The organism is Microbacterium sp. UCD-TDU, assembly GCF_000340625.1.
In the GTDB taxonomy this organism is placed as follows: Bacteria; Actinomycetota; Actinomycetes; order Actinomycetales; family Microbacteriaceae; genus Microbacterium; species Microbacterium maritypicum.
In genome coordinates this window covers 292,018-310,938 of sequence record NZ_KB454448.1, presented here as the reverse complement: position 1 = coordinate 310,938, position 18,921 = coordinate 292,018, and the positions used below count along the sequence as shown (strand labels likewise).

At 69.8% G+C, this 18,921-nt stretch carries 12 protein-coding genes; 2 read left to right on the top strand and 10 right to left on the bottom strand.

Features of this window, described 5'->3' with window-relative positions:
- Window positions 1-9: 9 nt before the first annotated feature.
- A complete protein-coding gene (locus D514_RS36740) occupies window positions 10-477 on the top strand; it encodes a hypothetical protein (protein ID WP_144053103.1) in 468 nt (155 codons plus the stop codon).
- A gap of 90 nt (window positions 478-567) precedes the next feature.
- Here D514_RS36740 and D514_RS36735 read toward each other — a convergent pair whose 3' ends face one another.
- The 10 genes from D514_RS36735 to D514_RS36695 all read right to left on the bottom strand — a co-directional run bounded on the left by D514_RS36735 (window position 568) and on the right by D514_RS36695 (window position 17,323).
- Window positions 568-1,026, bottom strand: coding sequence for a hypothetical protein (locus tag D514_RS36735; protein ID WP_144053102.1), 459 nt, complete (start codon window positions 1,024-1,026; stop codon window positions 568-570).
- Between the two features lie 228 nt (window positions 1,027-1,254).
- On the bottom strand, window positions 1,255-1,968 hold the full coding sequence (locus D514_RS36730; RefSeq protein WP_031206451.1) for a hypothetical protein: 714 nt from the start codon (window positions 1,966-1,968) through the stop codon (window positions 1,255-1,257).
- The gene (locus D514_RS36725; protein WP_017831409.1) at window positions 1,965-2,792 is read right to left on the bottom strand and encodes a PP2C family serine/threonine-protein phosphatase; all 828 of its coding nucleotides are present in this window, start codon (window positions 2,790-2,792) and stop codon (window positions 1,965-1,967) included. Before D514_RS36725 ends, D514_RS36730 begins: the two co-directional genes overlap by 4 nt.
- Window positions 2,789-4,624 (bottom strand): DUF5684 domain-containing protein, encoded by a 1,836-nt coding sequence (locus D514_RS39440; protein WP_031206449.1) that lies wholly within the window; start codon window positions 4,622-4,624, stop codon window positions 2,789-2,791. The genes D514_RS36725 and D514_RS39440 overlap by 4 nt, the downstream gene beginning before the upstream one ends.
- Window positions 4,621-7,173: a transglutaminase domain-containing protein gene (locus tag D514_RS0119800; protein ID WP_051056634.1), complete on the bottom strand. Its 2,553-nt coding sequence runs from the start codon at window positions 7,171-7,173 to the stop codon at window positions 4,621-4,623. Before D514_RS0119800 ends, D514_RS39440 begins: the two co-directional genes overlap by 4 nt.
- On the bottom strand, window positions 7,170-8,540 hold the full coding sequence (locus D514_RS36715; protein ID WP_017831408.1) for a DUF58 domain-containing protein: 1,371 nt from the start codon (window positions 8,538-8,540) through the stop codon (window positions 7,170-7,172). The genes D514_RS0119800 and D514_RS36715 overlap by 4 nt, the downstream gene beginning before the upstream one ends.
- A complete protein-coding gene (locus tag D514_RS36710; RefSeq protein ID WP_031206447.1) occupies window positions 8,537-9,502 on the bottom strand; it encodes a MoxR family ATPase in 966 nt (321 codons plus the stop codon). The genes D514_RS36715 and D514_RS36710 overlap by 4 nt, the downstream gene beginning before the upstream one ends.
- A 69-nt stretch (window positions 9,503-9,571) precedes the next feature.
- The gene (locus D514_RS36705; protein ID WP_017831406.1) at window positions 9,572-15,487 is read right to left on the bottom strand and encodes an Ig-like domain-containing protein; all 5,916 of its coding nucleotides are present in this window, start codon (window positions 15,485-15,487) and stop codon (window positions 9,572-9,574) included.
- The gene (locus D514_RS36700) at window positions 15,487-16,620 is read right to left on the bottom strand and encodes a serine/threonine-protein kinase (protein WP_236611000.1); all 1,134 of its coding nucleotides are present in this window, start codon (window positions 16,618-16,620) and stop codon (window positions 15,487-15,489) included. The genes D514_RS36705 and D514_RS36700 overlap by 1 nt, the downstream gene beginning before the upstream one ends.
- A 133-nt stretch (window positions 16,621-16,753) precedes the next feature.
- A complete protein-coding gene (locus D514_RS36695) occupies window positions 16,754-17,323 on the bottom strand; it encodes a DNA-3-methyladenine glycosylase I (protein WP_017831404.1) in 570 nt (189 codons plus the stop codon).
- A gap of 118 nt (window positions 17,324-17,441) precedes the next feature.
- On the opposite strand from D514_RS36695, the gene D514_RS36690 reads away from it, so the two are divergent.
- Window positions 17,442-18,908, top strand: coding sequence for a sodium:alanine symporter family protein (locus tag D514_RS36690; RefSeq protein ID WP_036323930.1), 1,467 nt, complete (start codon window positions 17,442-17,444; stop codon window positions 18,906-18,908).
- The last annotated feature ends 13 nt before the right edge of the window (window positions 18,909-18,921 follow it).

Below are 18,921 nucleotides of genomic sequence, written 5' to 3'. Positions count from 1 at the left end.
AGAAATCGAATGACCGCTGCCCCCTCTTCCACACCTGACGGCGTGCGCCGTTCTGCCCGCGTTCGCGGAGTCGTCGCGATCGTCCTCGCGGTGTTCAGCGCCATCGGAGTGCTGGTGACCCTCGATCTGTGGAAGCAGACCGCGGCGGCCGGCATGGTCTCCCTGCCGAGCAACCTCCTCCTCACGGTCGCCTTCGCTGTCGCGGCTGTTCGGTCTTTCGCCCTCGCCCGACGCGGTGGTCACACAGAGGGCAGCGCCGCCGTCGATCGGCTCATCGCCCTCGCCGGGCTGATCGTCATCTTCGCCATGATCTTCTCGGCGATGACCGCCGCCGGTCGCGACGGGTGGATCGGGCTTGTGCTGTACGCCGTGATCCTTTCCGTCGCGCTGGAGACTCTCCTGATCCTGAACTGGAAGGCGCGCTCACTCTCAGGACCCCTCGACGCACAGCGCCCCGTCGGAGAGCGTCGGCGCTGAGAGCTCACGATCGGCGCCGCGGGGCGACGCGGAGCCCAGGCCGGTCGGTTCGACCGACCGTCGAGACTCTGACGCCGATGGGCCGGAGAGTCAGTCGCCGGTGACCCTGACCTCGGCCTTGGCCTTGGCCCCGAGAACGTGGGCACGCAGTACACGGGCGCTGGCGATCGACACGACGAACGTGACCAACAGAAGGATCAACGCCACGACTGTTCCTTGGCTGCTCAGCGAAACGCTGACGAAGAACATCACCAGGACGCCTAGCACGCAGAGCAGGGATCCCATCATGGCGAACCAGGTCAGCAGGCGCACCGACGGCGCCTTCTGCGACGTTGTCCGGCTGAACCGGTGACCATAGCCCGCGAACGCGAACGCATAGACGGCGATGATCGCCGCGAGCACACCACACCCGAGCAGCGGGCCATCGTCGGCCGCGTTGGCGATCGAGGCGACCGCCACGATCGCCGCGATGGCGCCGAAGACAATCAGGAGAACCGTGGCGACCCGAGGCCTTGCCACGACGTCGCCCACGGGCGTCACCGCATTCATCGCGACACCATGGTCGATGACCAGGTGACACTGCTGTTGGGCTCGATGCAGGAATCGGGGACAACGCCCTCATCGTACCGCTCGGAGAACCGCTCCGTCTCGTCGCTCATCGACAGTCCCCCCTCAAGGACTCTGCTCCACCATACGCCACGGCCCAACCATGCGTGACGGCGGCGGCCCGCAATCGGAGCCGGTCGGGACACAGCGGTCAGTTGTGTCGAACACCGGTCAGCCGAAGACGACGAACCCGAGTGCCACGAGACCGGCGACCGACACGACGCACGCACCGGCAGCGGCGACGAGCGTGAGGAGACTCCAACGCTGTCCCTGCTTCGCGACGGACGGAAGCTCCGGCTCCTCGACGCGGGTGGGTGCAGCGGCCCCGACCACGACCGGCGGAGCGACGGGGACGAGCGGGGCCGGGCGGGGCTTGTAGACCGCCGGAGCCGGGCCGTCGGTGGGCGCTGCGAACGACTCGACGCGCCGGGCAGCGGTCGTCTCGTGCGACGACGAGGGATCGCTCCCCGCATCGGCGACGCGCTTGCGCCGCAGACGACGGGCCGGTCGGGAGACCACGACCGTGGACTCGTCGGCGGCGTCCGTCTTCGGCTCCGCCGAGCGGTCGACCACGACGGTGGCCTCGTCGAGTGGATCCGCCTCGCCCTCTTCTTCGAGCGCTTCGACGTCTTCCGACGGTTCCGGCGCTCCGGAGCCGTCGGAGCTGTCGGAGCTGTCGGAGCTGTCGGAGCTGTCGGGCGACGGTGCGGGCGCGGGCGCGGCATCCGACACGTCTTCCGGCGCGGTCTTCGCGCGATTCACCACGATCGTGGCCTCGTCCGCGTCCTCGGGCGACTCCGCCTCCGCGGCATCCGAGATCGTGCCGGCACGCCGCCGGTCGCGGCGAGTGAGGATGATCGTCTCCTCGGTCTCATCGTCGGTCATCGCGCCCGCACCGGAATCGTCGTGCCCTCGAGCATCGAATCGGTGAGGGCGGATGCCGCGATCCGCCCGCCCGTGCTGTCGTCGGGACGCGTGCGGGCACCGCCGGAGACCACGTCGATCACGATTACCGAGACGTTGTCGCGTCCTCCCGCCTGGAGCGCCCTCCGGACCAGCGCCGCGGCGGCGGTCTCGGGCCGTCCGGTCATCGTCAGTGTCGCTCGGATGGCCTCGTCGCTGACCTCCCCGCTCAGACCGTCGGAGCAGAGCAGCAGACGCTCGCCGTCGACGACAGGCAGCAGCCAGCTGTCCGCGGTGCTGTCGGGCGCGCCGATGGCACGCGTGATCACGTTGCGCTGCGAGAACGACGCGAGGTCCTCCGCGCGCAGCTCACCCGCGTCGACGAGTTCCTGCCCGAGGGAGTGGTCGATCGTCAGTTGGGTCAACTCGTTGCCGTGATGCCGATAGACCCGGGAGTCGCCCACATTGAAGACGAGCCAGTGCGGCGTCCCCTCATGTTCCAGCAGCGCGACGCCCGTGACCGTGCTGCCGGCGCCTCGTCTGTGCTCGGCCGCGATGTCTTCGACCACGGCCGCCGCACGGCTCAGCGCATCACGAACGTCGTCGATCTCCACCGCCCGCCCCCGCAGCGGCTCGAACGCCGCGACGACGGCCGCGCTCGCTCTGTCGCCCGCCTCGTGCCCACCCATGCCGTCGGCCACGAGGAAGACCGGCGATGCATCCAGCACCGAGTCTTCATTCGCCGTGCGCTTGAGTCCAGTGTCGGTCAGCGACGCGACGTTGAGGACGACCGAGGAGACCGTCACGAATCGCGCTCCGCGACGACATGCATGCCGACCTCGCCCAGGATGAAGCGCCCCGTGCCGATGACGCTCTCGCCCGGGTCGAGGAGCATCTCCGCGCCGTCATCGGCGACCACCACGACACCGTTCGTGGCGTGCAGGTCTGTGAGGCGCCACTCGTCCTCCTGCACGACCAGACGGGCATGCGTCTTGGAGAGCGTGCGGGTGGTGTCGGAGATCGCCAGACGCTGCTCGCCCGGATCGCCGACCGGGTTGCGCCCGATCACGACGCTCGCGCCCGAGAGGGAGAATCGCCGGCCGTCGTCCAGCACGAGCACGCGTCGTACGCCGCGCTTGCGGGCGACGACGACGGTGGCGTCGAGATCGTCATCCGTCGGACGCGGCGTGACGACCGTCTCGTCGACCTCGGGGTTCAGCCCGCCGGGCGCAGCGGCGGGCGGTGCCGCCGGAACGAACGGCGTCGCGGGTGCGAACGGGGCGGCCGGCGCGAACGGTGCAGCGGGCGCTGCGGGGGCGACAGAGGCGACCGGGGTGATCGGCTGCTCGGGAGCGAGCATCGACGCCACGGGTTCGGCTGCGGGCGAAGGGACAACGGGCGAAGGGGCGACGGATACGTCGGGAGCCGGGCGGATCGTCGGCGCCTGCGGCTCGGCCTCCGGGGTTCCCTCCTCCCGGAACGACGGAGGAACCGAGCGCACGACGCGCTGCGGCGGCTCGACAGGCGCTTCGGGGGCATATACCTCGGGAGCGACCGGCTCGACGCCGGTCGGCGGTACAGGTCGTGGGACCGGCTCGAACACCGACGTCGACGGATGGGCGGAGGGGACCTCGATGAACAGCGGGGGTGCCGTGGGCTGCGGGGCCTGGACTTCGGGAACAGAAACCGGAGCTTCGGAAGCAGCGGGCTGCGCTTCGGGAGCGGCAGGCTGCGAGACATGGGGCTCCGCAGAGACGCCACCCATGGCGGCCATGATCCCCGTCGGCGGATGCGCCTCCTCCGGCGCGGACGGGAGCGGTGCAGAGTCCGGCTGCGCGATCGGGGCTGCCTGCTCGAACGCGACTGACGGCTGCGGTGCGGGCGGCTGCACCGCGACGGGCTGAGATACGACGGGCTGCGGTGCCGGCGACTGCACGGGCGGGGGCGCGAACGACCGAGCGGGAGGATCCGCGACCGGTGGCGGCGAAACGAACTGCTGCTGCGGCGGCTGCGGCGGCGCTCCCCAGGCAGACGGCGCAGGCGCGGGCTGGCCGGTCGGTACCACCGCTGCGGCTTCGGTCCCGACCGGTCGGGACGGTGGTGCGTAATCGGGGAAGACGAGCGCCGGCGCATCCGCCGAGCCGTTACCGGATGGCGCCAGGGAGGGGATCGTGTAACCCGAGGCATCCCGAGCGGGGGCGGCAGTGGGAGGTGCGCTGCGACGCGGACCGGGCTGGAGGGCCGCCAGGCGGTCGCCCTCCGGATACGGCGCCGCTCCCCAGGCGAGCACGGTCGCCCACACCGGTGGCAGCAGGATCGCGAGCACGGTCATGCCGGCACCGCGGCCGAAGCGCTTGTTGATGCGGTGGGTGGCGACGATCTTCAGGTAGAGACCGTAGAGCTGCACCAGAGGGATGAAGTAGAACACCACCGACCAGGCGGGGACGCCTCCTCGCGCCAGGATCTCGGCCTCGTTGAGAACGGGGACCCACCCCTTCCAGCCCTCGCCGTCGATGCGCGGGAACAGGCGTGACAGGGCGAACGCGTACCAGACGTACACGGCGATGCCGATGAGCAGTCCGAGACCGCCGAGGATGACGAGCACCGTGGCGAGGCCGCTGTCTGCGGGCGCGGTCATGAGTCCCCCTTCTTCCGGTCGCCGAGCGAACCGGTCAGTCCGAGCGTACCGAGCACGGGCCCGGCACCGAAGAAACGGTCCCCGCCGACAGGCCTCGCCCTCACGATGAAGGATGTGGGTCGCACGCGCATGATCAGCCGGTGCCACCACTTTCCGGTGTGCGAGAGTTCCGTCCGTTCGGCATCGACGATCTTCCACGCGGCGGTCGCGTCGTCATCCGTGGGCGGATGCTCGGCGAAGACGGCGCGATCGACGAGCACGGCCAGCCGCTCGGCCGCCTGCCGGTCGGTCGACTGCGCACGCTGGGCACGAGTCCCCTGCGGTTCCATGGCCACCCCGTGGTCGGCATACACGTCGGCGAGCTCCTCCCAAGCGCCGGCGAGGCGCACCTCCGGGTCCGCGGCGGTGCGACGCACGTGGGCGCGCTGCCGCTTCGAGAGCAGGAGCACCAGGAACGGGAGGGCGAGCAGCACCAGTGCGAGGAGACTGAGGCCGACGGCGGAGAGGATCGGCAGCAGGATCGCCAGCACCTCGGACTGCGGCTCCTCGAGCGGCGGCGCATCGTTGTTCGAGTCGCTCTGCGCCTGGGGAGGATCCAGAGCCTCGGAGCGCGGCTGCTCGGGCACGGTCGGGTGCTCGGGAAGCTGTTCACCCTCGGTGATGGAACTCGGCAGCATCGCGTACTGGGGTGTCGTGTCGACGGCAGTCCACCTGTCGCCCGAGCTGCGCACTTCCACCCAGGCGGTCATGTTGGCCCCGGTGCACGTCTCCCCGCACGCGGGAATCCCCGGCACCTCTTCTGCGGAGGCGAGTCGCGCGCCGAGCACAACGCGCGACTCGAGGCCCCAGTGCTCGGCGAGGAGCGCGGCCGCCACGGAGAACTGCTCGTCGTCTCCGACAGCCGACACGAGCAGCTCGGGCGCGGCATCCGCTCCCGCCCGTCGCTCCTGCTCGATCAGATCGGTGAACAGCTCCTCGATGCGGGCGGCCGAGTGACCGGCGTAGCTCGGAGCGAAGGCATAGCCCTCCGCTTCCTTCAGCGATGAGATCCAGCCCGCAGCAGCATCGTCGTCGAGCAGCGCATGGCTGAGATATCCGCGGTCGCGGAGGCGATCGATGAGCTCGAGGTATCCGGCTCCGGTGCGGGGCTGCTCCTGCATCTCGGCCCATTCGACGAGCGCCGGGTAGAGATCCGTGTCGAGGTTCGATGCCCCGCCCTGGAGCGCGGTCACGTCGGACGGCTTCCCCGGAGCGTCGAGGAGCACCGTATAACGATCGCCGGGCACGAGCCCTTCCCCGCCGCTGGGCGCTTCGGCCACCGTGATCGCGGTGTCGCCGCCGGCGTTCACATGGAACCCGTCGGCGAGGTCATCCGCACGCGGGCCGGAGAAGTCGGGCGCCTCGGCGAGACCGGCGGGGGACGGGACCCAGATGCCTCGGTACGCCTCGCCGATCGTCACCCCGAGCGTCACCCGGCCCGTCGCGGGGAGAGCGGTGCGGGGCAGACGGCTGAAGCGATCGTCCGCAGCGATGTGGAAGTCCTCGCCGTCGTAGGAATCGAGGGTGACCAGACGGATGCGGTCGAGAGCACCGGTGTCGCCCTCGAGCTGCAGAACGGTCTCGTCGAGCCTGTCGCCGGCGAACCAGGAACGATAGGAGCTGAGCGGACTGGGCTGCTGCTGCACGACGATCATGGGCTCGATCTCGTCGCGGAGCACGGAGCGGTCGGACCAGCCTGCCGCCGCCGGGGCGATCGCGAAGCCGGCGATGAGCGCGACCACGGCGAGTGCGGCGGAGAGCAGGTGGCGACGCACGGTCAGCCACGCCGGAGTCGCGCGGCGCGAGATGTTCGCCGCGGCCACGGCACGCAGGGCTTCCGCGCGCTGCAGCCGTGCGCGACCGACGAGCCAGACCACGGAGGACACGAAGAGCGCGACACCGATCAGCCATTCGCGCGGGGCGGGAAGATTCACCCCCATCACGGTGACCGCCGACGAGGTGCCGCTGATGCCGAAGGCGATGCCGAAGATGCTCATCGCCGCCACGACGGGCACGGCGATCGTGGCGCGTCGCCCGGATTCGAGCACGAGGAGGGCGGCGAGGAATGAGCCGAACAGCATCACGACAAGGAAGGGGATGAGGACGGCCTGGTACTCGCCCAACGGCGGATTCAGCGTCAGCATCTGCTTCCAGCCGACGACCACTCCGAGCACGGCATCGCGGAGACCGCCGAGGAACGCGGGGGCGGAGGAAAGCGCCGACGGGATGGCGAGGGGCACCGAGACCACCAGGTATACGCCGACCGCGACGAGCACGGCGATGAGCGTGCCCCAGCGCAGAGCACGTGCCGCCACGGCGACGGCGATGCCGAGGATGCCGCCGACGAATCCGACCACCAGCGCGCGGGGCGATTCGTACACGGGCCAGGCAGCGGCGGTCGCGAGCAGCACGCCGACCACCACGTATCCCAGCGACCAGAGCGTCAGCGCCGACGGGACGACAGTGCGGCGCGACCGTGCGATACCGCGCTTCTGTCCCGCCGCACTCATCGGAGAGCTCCCCGCGCGAGCATCTGCGGGAGGTCGCCGAGTGCGCCCAGCGTCATCACCGCGAGCTCTCGCGCCGTGCGCATCGTCGGCTGCTCGCCGAGTTCGCTGCGCACCGCGACGGCTTCGACAGCCGCCGGGAGCTTCACCGCGGCGTGACGGAGCCTTTCGAGCGGCATCCGCGAGCCGGTCAGCAGGAAGCCGATCGACAGGTCAGGATACGACTGCGCGGTGAGGGCGGCGACGGCTTCGAGCCGCATGACGCGATCCGCGGGATCGATCGTCGAGGTGGCGTCGAGCAGAGCCTTGGGCGTCACGGTCGGCAGGGTGCGGATCGAGAGCACTTCGGAGCGGCTCTGCTCCGGGATCTCGTTGCTCACGGAGAACAGCACATCGCGACCGTCGCGCACGCCCTGCAGCGCGAGGGAAGCCGCAGCGCTGACGGTGTTCTCGAACTCGTCGTCGCTCTCGTAGGACTCGGCGTCGAGGTCGAGGATGATGGCGATGCGCGCGTGCCGCGATTCCTCGTACTGGCGAACCATGAGCGTGCCGGTCTTGGCGGTGGACTTCCAGTGCACGTGCCGCTGGGAGTCGCCGACGACGTACTCGCGCACGGCGTGGAAGGAGAGGTCGGCATCGACGAGCGTGGTGCTCGGCGTGCCTTCGAGGTCGCGGATCAGCCCGGCGCTGGTGCTCGGAAGGCGCACGGTCACCGGATGCACGTGGATGCGCTGCACGTCGGGCCAGCGCAGCTCGCGCCGGAGGATGCCGATCGGGTCGCCCCGGGTGATCGTCATGGGCCCGACGTCGATGACGCCGCGGCGGTGCGCGGCGATCGTGAGCTGTTCGCGGTGGTGGGCGCCCGGACGCAACAGCGGGACGTGGGCCTCGACGAGCCCCTCCCCCACCGGCACGTCGACGATCCCGGGCAGCGAGAGGCGGGCACCGTTGTTGCGCACGTCGAGGGTGGCGCCGATCTCCGCTCCCGCGACGACGCGATCGCGATCGAGGGCGAGGTCGATCCGGTAGTCGTGGGCGCCCAGGATGAAGGGGATGCAGGCGAGCAGCAGCACCAGGGCGATCGCTGCCACGGCCCAGGCCTCGACCCACCCGAAGAGCAGCCCTGCCACGACGCCGAGCACCAGGGCGACAGCCACCAGCATCCCCGCCGCGGTGACCGTCTCGCGCACCCACGCCACGGCTGCTCTGGCCGCGCGTCCGGTGTTGCGGGCTGCACGGCGCACACCGAACACCGCTCCGCGCACGGGGCCGCGACGTGTCGTGTCGTACCGTGTGACGGTGCTCGTGCGGGTCGACGTGCTCGTGCGTGCCGCGGTGCGGGTGACGCGGGATTCGGTACTGAAGCTCACGCAGTGCCGTTCTCGCGCGGCGGCTCGACGTCGAGAAGAATCTGTCCGATGACGGCCACGGCCGTCACGCCGTCGAACTCGGCCTCGGGCTCGAGCACGAGACGGTGAGCGAGCGCCACCACGGCGAGCTCGCGCACGTCGTCCGGCGTCGCGAACGTGCGACCGTTCTTCGCGGCCCACGTCATGACCAGGCGGGAGAGCGCGAGCGCACCACGGACGCTGGCGCCCAGACGCACCTCGGATGCGCGACGGGTCGCATCGACGATGCGCATGATGTAGTCGGAGACGAGCGGGTTGACGTACACGCCGCGCGACATCTCCCCCATCGTCAGGATGGTGTCGGTGCCGACGATGCCGTCCAGCACCTGCTTCGGTCGGCCCGCCCCCTGCAGGATGCGCATGGTCGCGGCCTCGTCGGGGTAGCCGATCGAGGTCTTGATCATGAACCGGTCGAGCTGCGCCTCGGGCAGGCGGTACGTGCCGCCCTGCTCGATCGGGTTCTGCGTCGCCATCACGAGGAACGGCGCGCCGACGGGTCGGGTCACGCCGTCGACGGTGACCGTGCCCTCCTCCATGACCTCGAGCAGCGCGGACTGGGTCTTCGGGCTCGCGCGGTTGATCTCGTCCGCGAGCACGATGTTCGCGAACACGGGACCCGCGTGGAACTCGAAGGCACCTTCCTTCTGGTCGTAGACGGTGATGCCCGTCACGTCGCCGGGGAGGAGGTCGGGGGTGAACTGGATGCGGGTACTCGTGCCGTTCACGGTCTGGCCGACCGCGCGCGCGAGCGCCGTCTTACCGGTGCCGGGGAAGTCCTCCAGGAGCACGTGTCCTCCGCTGACGGCGGCGGCGAGCACCAGCTCGACCACATGTCGCTTGCCGAGGATCGCCTGCTCGATGTTGCCGGTGAGGATCGAGAACGTCTCCGCGAACCAGGTCGCCTGTTCGGGAGCGATGGTCACAGGTGCGGCTGAGGTGGCTGGCATAAGGCAAGAGTATTCGTCATGGGCGCGCTCGATGTGCGACCCGCATCAGGGACACACACCCGTGACGCGGTGGGTGATCGGGGACAGGGTGGCATATGCGCCGGTCCAGGTGACCTTCACGTCGAAGGCACCGGGGGTGTCCGCCACGGGAGTGGATACGAGGGTGTAGGCCGCACGGGCGGCACCCGACACCGTCACGACATCCGCCTCGCGCGGTGGCATGCAAGGCCGGAACACCGCGTTGACCACGGTGGGAGCCGTCGTCGCGGTGATGTTCACCGGATCGGAGCACGATCCGCTCTGCGTAGCGTGGCATGCCTGCGCCCGCACCTGGCCCGGCGACGAGTCGGGGTTCACGCTGAAGTCGGGACGCCAGTTGCCGTACATGTAGTACTGCGCGACGAATCCGTCCTCGACGTCGATGCGTGGAGCCGACGACAGCCGGTACTCGTATCGGTCGCCGTCGCGCACGGGCGTTGTCGCCACAGTGTAGGTGGTGTCACCACCGGGCCCGTTGACGAACGTGAACGTGAACACCGAGGTCGTCGAGGACTCCGCGACGCCGTAGCCGTTCGAGGCGCAGGCCTTCACGGAGTACACCTGGTACTGCTGGAGGCCCTGCAGCGAGGGCGAGGAGGACTGCACCTCCGCACCGGATACGGAGAGGCGGCCGTTCCCATCGGCGCTGCAGCTCGCGTTGCCCGAGCGCCATGCCACGTAGACGACGTCGACCCCCAACGCGCTCCCGTTGGCCTGTGCGGCGATGCCGGAGACGTTCACCGAGGTGTTCGACGCGGCACCCGCCTGCGTCGAGCCGGGGTCGAAGTAGACGGTTCCGGCGGCCGTCACCGATGTGCGGAAGCCCCCTCCCTCGTTCCCGCCGCCGGTGGGCGGCTGGAACTGGCTGATCGGGACGATCGTGATGGTCTGCGCACCGGGGGTCAGCACGATGTCCGCGGACGTCGTCGCTCCGGTCCGATTGATGACCTCCCCCGTCTCCTCGATCCGGAAGGACAGCGCGTCGTCGGTGGCGTCGATCGACAGCGCGACGGCTCCACGTCCGCGGTCCGACGTGCCGGGACGATACACCGGCGACGCCGTCGCGTTCGAGACCACCGGGGCCGCGTAGGCCCAGCTGGTGTGCGGTGATGTCGACGCCGATGTGCCGACCGCGTTGACGGCGGCGGCGGTGAACGCATGGGGTGCGCCGTTGACCAGGCCGTTCACCGTGCAGCGGTACACGCCGCCGGCCGGACTGCATGATGCGTTCGCGGGGGATCCGTCCTGCAGGATCGTCACGCCCGAGACGGCGGGGTGTGCCCTGCCCGCCTCGCCGAGCGGAACCTCGAGCACGACGGTCGTGCGAGTGAACCCGACGGTCGTGACGCTCGCCGGCGCCTGCGGGAATCCCTGGAGATCGAGCGTGAGTGTTCCCGTGCCGGTGCGGCCCTGCGCGTCCGACACGACGAAGGGAATGACGCACTGGCCTCCGGGGGCCTGCCCACCGCCCGGCCAACTCGCGGTGATGGCCTTGCTGCCGGACGCTGAGATCGAGGCGACGTCGCAGCGCGCGCCCGCTCCGAGCGACACCAGCCGCAGACCCGACCCCGGCTTGCCGGCGAAGGGGTCGTACTCGCCCGCGACGTCGACGACGTCGATCGAGCAGTTCGCACTCGTGACGATGCACTGCTTCGTGAACGTCGCTCCGCGGGGTGCGTCCGGCGGGGCCGCCCCCACGACCAGGCGCACGGACGCCGACGGCTGGCCGTACTGCGCCACCGTGACGCTGATGTTCTCGGCATTGCCCGGCCGCGCGTCGGCCCGAGCCTCGACCGTCAGCTTCGCCCCGTTCTGGGTGACGACGAAGGCGGAGCCGGAGTACACGATCCGATACTCGAGCGATCCGACGTTGCCCTCGCGCCCGCCCTCCCACACGGCCATGTTGGCGTAGAGGTCGATGCTCTCCGTCGCGCCGGGGGCGATCGTGTGCGCGATCGAGGAGAGCAGCAGCTGCGGCTCGGCGGGGCGAATGCTGATGGGCACGTCGATGTACGACCAGCGCTCCTGGCCCTTCAGGCGCACGGGGACAAGGCAGGTGTCCGACCATGGCGCCTCACGCCCGGCACGGTACACGCCGCCGTTCGAGCCCTCCGCCGCGCAGGATGCCGCAGCGCGCTGTGCGGTGAACTGCCCCGTCCCGACCTCCACGGCATCCGAGGACGACAGGTCGACGTACTCGCCCACGCGGAAGGAGGCGGACGCGTCTTCGTCGACCACCACCGGGGTGGCGCCCGGCTTGAGCTGCACCTGCATGTCGTCGAATGCGGGGATGCGGAGGAAGCCGTAGGCGACGACGTCGCGCCCTCCCGACTTCCCGCTGAGCTGGAACGGCACCAGCGCGCCGTCTTCGGGGGCCGTCCCCACGATGCGGTTGCCCTGCACCGTGTAGCCCGGCTGCGTGCCCCACAGGCTCAGCGTGAGCGATGAGGCGTCGCCCGAAGGCCAGCTCACACGGTCGGTGACGACGTCGATCCCCCGATCGGCGAGATCGTCGCGATCCCGTGCGGTGAGGACGGTGTCGGCCACGCTCGGCTGGTCGGTGACGGCGCCATCGGTCACCGTGACGACGATGAGGCCCTGGGCAGTGCTCCCGGTCCGCTTCGACTTCACGGTGTAGAAGTACGAGTTCGTGCCCGCCGTGTCCCCGGCGCGCAGCACCACGCGGCCGTCCTTCAGCGACGTGTCGGAGTCGATCAGCGCGTTCAGCCGCTCATACAGCGGATTCCCCTTGACCGGCGGTGCGTTGGGCACCAGCTCCGTGATCTCGAGCTCGCTCTGCGCGGGGTCGAGATCGTTCGAACGCGGATCCAGCACGATGGGGGTCCGGGAACCCGCCTCGACACGGACGTAGTCGCTGAACGTCACCGGCGCGGCATCGTCGACATCCGCATCGAGCACGCCGATCCGGACGAGACCGGTCCCCTCTTCGCCTTGGGGGTCGCGCACGGTGTAGCGGAACGAGACCTGACCTCCCGAAACGCCCGCGGCAGGAGCCCGATAGACGATGGCCTCGCCGCTCGCCGAGATCGTCGCGGTTCCTGCGCCCTTCTCCGGCTGCTCGATTCCCGCGAGCACCACGCGGTCGCCGTCGCTGTCCATCCCCGTCGCCGGTACCCGCAGCGACACCGTCTGCCCGCTCAGCACGCGGCCGGTGAGGGTCGTCGGTGTGGGAGCGCGGTTGGTGCCGGGCGGAAGCACGGTGACCGTCACGACGCCGTTGTCGGACAGCGACGGGTTGCGCTCGAGAGAGACCGAGTACGTGAGCCGGTAGGTGCCCGGGGTCGTCGGGGCCAGATAGCGCAGGGCGTTGCGGTCCGAGAAGACGAGCTCGTCCGCTTCACCGGAGCCGGTCACCTCCGGGAGCACGACCAGGGGCTCGCCTCGGGGGGCGACATCGTTCGCCGTGACATTGATACGGGTGAGCGAACCGGCTCGCACCGTCACCGCATCGGGGAATACGATCGGCCGTGTGACACTCGACGGCGGGGCCAGGAAGACCGTCACCGTACCCTCCACAGCCGCACCCGAGCCATCCGCGACGGTCACGGTGGCCTTGCCGATGACGCCCGGCTCACCGCTCTCGGTCGTCCCGTTGACCCGGATGCTCTCGTTGCCGACGACGCGCACGTTGAGTTGCGGGGTCGAGCTCTCGGCACCCGACAGCATCAGCACCCGGCCGCTGGTGTTCTGCACGGCTCCGAGGATGTCGACTGTCGTGTCCTCGCCCTCGCGCACGAAGGCGGTGAGCGGCGCCATCGCGAGTCCGGAAGACCCGTCGACGGCGGTGATACGGATGACCGCCGACTGCTCGGCCTGGGTCGAGACATCCTGCGCGGTGTACGTCACCACGTACTGACCGGGTTCGGCGACCGTCAGCTCGACCGTGCCGGCAGCGGCGTTCGGGGTCACCTCCAGGCCCTGTGCCGTGGCGGCCGTCTGCACGGCGTCGACGAGGCGATACGAGCCCGACCCACCGGAGAGGTGATCCGAGATCCGGATGGACTGACGTTCCCCGATGCGGGCGGTCAGCGCGACCGGCGACGCCAGGAGCGCCGGGCTCCCGGTGACCTGGACGTCGAGGGTCTTCTCGGCGGTCGCACCGTGCACGTCCTGGACGACGACGGTCACCGAGATCACCGCATCCGCGGCGTTCGGGTCGGTGTGCCGGATGGCGACGCGACCGTCGGCCATCGGCACCACCATCACCGGTGCGGAGGCGTCGGTCTCGTAGGCATCGCTGAGGACGAAGGCGTCTCCTTCGGGATCGACCCACCCGGAGAGGGCGGAGACCACGGTGCTTCCTCCCGCGAGGAGCTGCGGCGACGGCCATTCCTGCTTGCAGGCATCGACCCCGCACCACACCGGTGCCGAGTTCACGCCGGGGTCGACGACCGTCAGAGTCACGGTCGCCGGCGGGGACACGGCGGCGCCGTCGGTCACGGCGTAGGTGAAACTGGTCTGCCCCGACCCTGCCTTCACGTTCACGACCAACGACTGCCCGTTGGCGACGAGGGCCAGCTCCCCGAAGGCCGGGTCGGCGAGACCACCCGACACCGAATCGGGATCGATCGTCAGGACGTCTTTCTTGTTCGGATCGTGGTCGTTCAGCAGCACGGGGAGGATGACCTGCTCCCCGGCGCGCACACCGAACGCGTCGTCGACCGCGACGGGCGGGAGCTGCTCCGCCACATCCTCGACGATGATGGTGCCCTCCTGCTGCTCCGTCTCGTCTTCGATCTTCCACTGCTCGAGAGGGATGAGCACGCCGTCCGGTGCGTTCCAGATGAGACCGGTCCGCGTCTCGCTGAGAACCGCACGATCGCCGTTCTCCTGGAAGACGGGCTCGATCGTGGCGGAGTCGAGCGTGTCGTCGGGCACACGCAGAGGCACCGTCTCGCCGTCGGTCCACAGGGTGCCGCCACCCGTGTCGAGCCACGCCGCGTAGGTCTTTCCGCGGACCGTGACCGGCGCAGCCGGGACGCCCGTCGCCTCGGCCACCCGTTCGGACTCGCCCGAAGCGAGCTCCACGGAGACGAGACCGTCGGAGTCTGCGACCATCACCACGTCGCCCGATGCGGCACCGCCCTGCAGCCGCGCGTCCTCCGCCATGTCGAGCTCGACCGGCTGGTCCCGCCCGGAGAGCCACAGTTCGCCGGAGCCGGAGCGCAGCATGGCCCAGCGGTCACCGATGACGGTGAGCGCCAGCCCTTCCCCGGCCTCGGGTGCTTCGGGCACGGATGTCGAGTCGCCGAGGAACCGGTGCTCGTCGATGTCGAAGCGCCGTACCGCCTCCTCGTCCGCGGAGTACAGCACCAGCAGACCTTCGGGGGACAGACCGATCGCATCCGCCGTATAGGTCGGCGGGTCTTCTCCCTCTTCGACCTCGACCTCCGCGAACGGATCGACGAGGGCAGTACCCGCGCCCGGCGCGAGCGTGGACACCGAGACCTGCCCGGTGTCCGTCCGGTACGCCACGTACGGCCCGGCGGAGAGGATCTCCCGGGTGCCGGCGGGGGTCGGTTGCGACGCGAGCGGTGTCCCCTCCTCGGAGGAGTCGGAGAGCAGATCGGCGGGGCTGGCCGCGTCGACGTCCCACCGCTGCCTGTTGCCCTGCGCGTAGAGCACCGCGGTCGAGCCGCTCTGCCACACCGCTTCAGGGTCGTCGACGTTGCGGACCGTGTCGATCTCGGCGAGCTCGGTGTTCACGCGCGCATACTGACCGCTGTCGCGCATGACCCACACCGAGGATTCGAGGCGCGGAACCTCCTGCGACTGGTATCCCTGCGCCGTCACCGCGAGGGTGAGCACCACCCCGAGTGTCGCGAGTGCGGAGATCGTCGCGATCAGCCGGCGGCGCGGACGAGGCTTCGCCTCCGCGCGATCGCGGTCGCCGATCGCCATCAGAGAACCCCCGTGAGGAAGAGGACGGCGGTGCCCGCACCCGCGATGACGGCCGCGCCGATCAGCGCACCGATGACTCCGATCAGGAGCGGCGAGCGCCCTCTCCGCCGCGGCTGAGAGGGAAGCTCGTCGCGCTCCCGTTGTGAGGCCTGCGGGCGCGCAGCGCGCACCGCCCGGCGCGAGTCGGGAGCGACCGTCGTGATCACGGGTCCGCGGACGGTGGAATCCGAGAAGCTCACCGGGGCGGCGGCGGCCCATTCCGCGGATGCCGCCTCGAACGCGGTCGGGGAGATCCCGAGTTCATACTGCGCCCAGCGCAGGCGCTCGGCGAACTCCGCCATGCTGGCCGGCCGCTTGGCGGGATCCCGGTGCATGGCGACCGCGAAGATCTCATCGATGATCGGGGGGATCCCCTCCACCGGCACGGCGGTGTAGCGGGCCTTGATGATCCGCTCGGTGAGCTGGTCGCGGGAGTTCGAGCCGCGATCGGGTCGCTCGAAGGGGCTGCGGCCGGCGAGCAGGGTGTACAGCGTCGCCCCGAGGCTCCAGATCTCACTCGGCACCGACCCGGACACGCGCTCCTGCAGCACCTCGGGTGAGCTCCACGGCACGGACATCGCGATGGTCTCGCCGTCGCCTTCGTCGAGCACGGCGGAGGCGATCCCGAAGTCGGCGAGCACCGGGGCGCCGAGCGAGTTGACGAGCACGTTCGACGGCTTGATGTCGCGGTGGAGCAGTCCTGCGCGGTGCACGGTCTCGAGCGCACCGGCCATGCGCACACCGATGTCGAGAACCTCCGCCAGAGGAAGCCGCGCCTTCTTGTACCGCGCACTCATCGTGTCGGGGCAGTACTCCATCGCGAAGTAGGGGCGGCCGTCTGCCGAGATCGATGCCTGGTAGATCGTGACGATCGAGGGGTGCGCGCTCAGCCGGGCGGAGATGTCGGCCTCGACGTTGAAGGTGCGCAGCACCTCGGGGTTCACGGCATCCGCCAGCAGCACCTTGACGGCGGCCACCCGACGCGGCATGTCCTGTTCGTAGAGGAACACGTCGGCGAAGCCCCCGGAGCCGAGCGGGCGCACATAGCTGTAACCGGCCAGCGTCGGCGGTGTCGCTGCCATGCGCGTTGCCACTCATGCTCCCTATGGTCGACGGGGAGACGGTGCCCTGCACTCCTCCGGCACACGGCGCCAGAAGATCCCCCCGGTCACCGAGTATATCGAGGGCCTCGACGATCTCGATGACACCTCCTGGGCGGTCGGTCGCTCAGGCCCGCCAGCACCCCGCGATGTGATCGTCGACCATCCCGCCCGACTGCATGAGGGCGTACATGGTGGTCGGCCCCACGAACCGGAACCCACGACGACGCAGCTCCTTGCTCATCGCGGTCGATTCCGGAGTGACGGCGGGGACGTCGGCGAACGACGCCGGACGAGCGCCGGATGCCGCCGGAGCGAACGACCACATCAGCTCGTCGAACTCCCCCTCGGCCATGCCGCGCACGATGCGGGCGTTGCCGATCGTCGCCTCGATCTTCGCGCGGTTGCGGATGATCCCGGCATCGCCCATCAGGCGCTCGACGTCGGACTCGTCGTACTCGGAGACGATCTCGGGCTCGAAACCCGCGAACACCTCGCGGAACCGCGGTCGCTTGCGCAGGATCGTGATCCAGGAGAGACCCGCCTGGAACCCTTCGAGCGCCATCTTCTCGAACAGCGCGCGGTCGCCGTGCAGAGGCGTGCCCCACTCTTCATCGTGATAGCGACGGTACTCGTCGTCGTCGCCCACCCAGGCGCAGCGGTCGCGGGCGTCGGGGCCGGTGAGAAGAGAGGTCATCCGCTCAGGCTATCCGCGGCGACCGACACCGCGCGCTGACACGAGAAGGACGCGTCCCACCGGAATGCTGTGCGCGCGAAAGCTGGTGACATCGGAGCAGTTCCACCAGACTGTGCGCATGGATTCTGTGAACGAGTGGCTGCTGACGTGGGGCGACAACCTGTGGACGTGGATCGTCCTCCCCCTGGTCGTCCTCCTCGGCCTGTACTTCACGATCCGCTCCGGCGTCGTGCAGTTCCGGTTGATCCCGGAGATGTTTCGCACGTTGACCGATCGCACCCCACGCACCGAGAGCGGCGAGCCGCAATCCGTCTCGGCGTTCCAGGCGTTCACCATCTCCGCAGCCTCGCGCGTCGGCGTCGGCAACATCGCCGGTGTCGGCACGGCGATCGCGATCGGCGGACCCGGCGCGATCTTCTGGATGTGGCTGATGGCGTTCATCGGCGGGGCGTCCTCGTTCATCGAGTCCTCGCTCGCGCAGCTGTACAAGACGCGGGACAAGGACGGGTTCCTCGGCGGTCCTGCGTATTACATGCAGCGCGGACTCGGCGCGCGTTGGATGGGAGTCCTGTTCGCCCTCATCCTCATCGTGTGCTTCCCGATCGCGTTCAGCTCGCTGCAGGCCAACACCATCCAGGCCACCATCGCGGGGAGCCTGGGCGGCGGGGCCCCCGCATGGCTGCCGTGGGCCATCGGCGCGGCGCTCGCCGTCCTCATGGGCCTGGTGATCTTCGGAGGCGTGCGCCGCATCGCCTCCGTCACCCAGACCCTGGTCCCGATCATGGCGCTGCTGTACCTGCTCCTCGGGCTCGTCATCGTGGTGATTCACATCGAGCGCCTCCCCGAGGTCTTCGCCATGATCTTCACGCAGGCGTTCGGGCCGAACGAGATCGTGGGCGCCGCGCTCGGCTACATCATCCTCACCGGCGTCAAGCGGGGCATGTTCTCCAACGAGGCCGGGCTCGGTTCCGCACCCAACGCGGGCGCGAGTGCCGCAGTGACGCACCCGGTCAAGCAGGGTCTGGTGCAGACCCTCGGCGTCTACTTCGACACGTTCCTGGTGTGCTCGATCACCGCGTTCATCATCCTCGTCTCGGTCCCCGACCTCGCGAACGCCGAGCGGGGCATCGGGCTGACGCAGGGAGCAGTGGTCGGCGCGCTCGGCAGCTGGTCGAACATCCTGCTGATCGTGATCATCTTCCTGCTCGCATTCAGCTCGATCCTCGGCAACTACTACTACGGGCAGACGAACATCGAGTTCATCACGTCGACACCCGCCGTCCTGCTCGGCTACCGGCTGTTCGCCATCGGAGCCGTGTTCGTCGGATCGATCGTGTCGGCCGATGTCGTGTGGAACTTCGCCGACGGCGCGATGGGCTTCATGGCGATCGTGAATCTCGTGGCGATCGCGCTCCTCTCCGGAGTCGCCTTCAAACTCCTCAAGGACTACACGCAGCAGCGACGCGAAGGACTCGATCCGGTCTTCACCAAGGCCCGACTCCCCGAGGTCCGAGGAATCGAGGTGTGGGAGGACGAGCTCTCGGTCACAGGGCCGATCGACCTGCCGACGTCTCGCCGTCGCTGAGCCGCCACGGCGG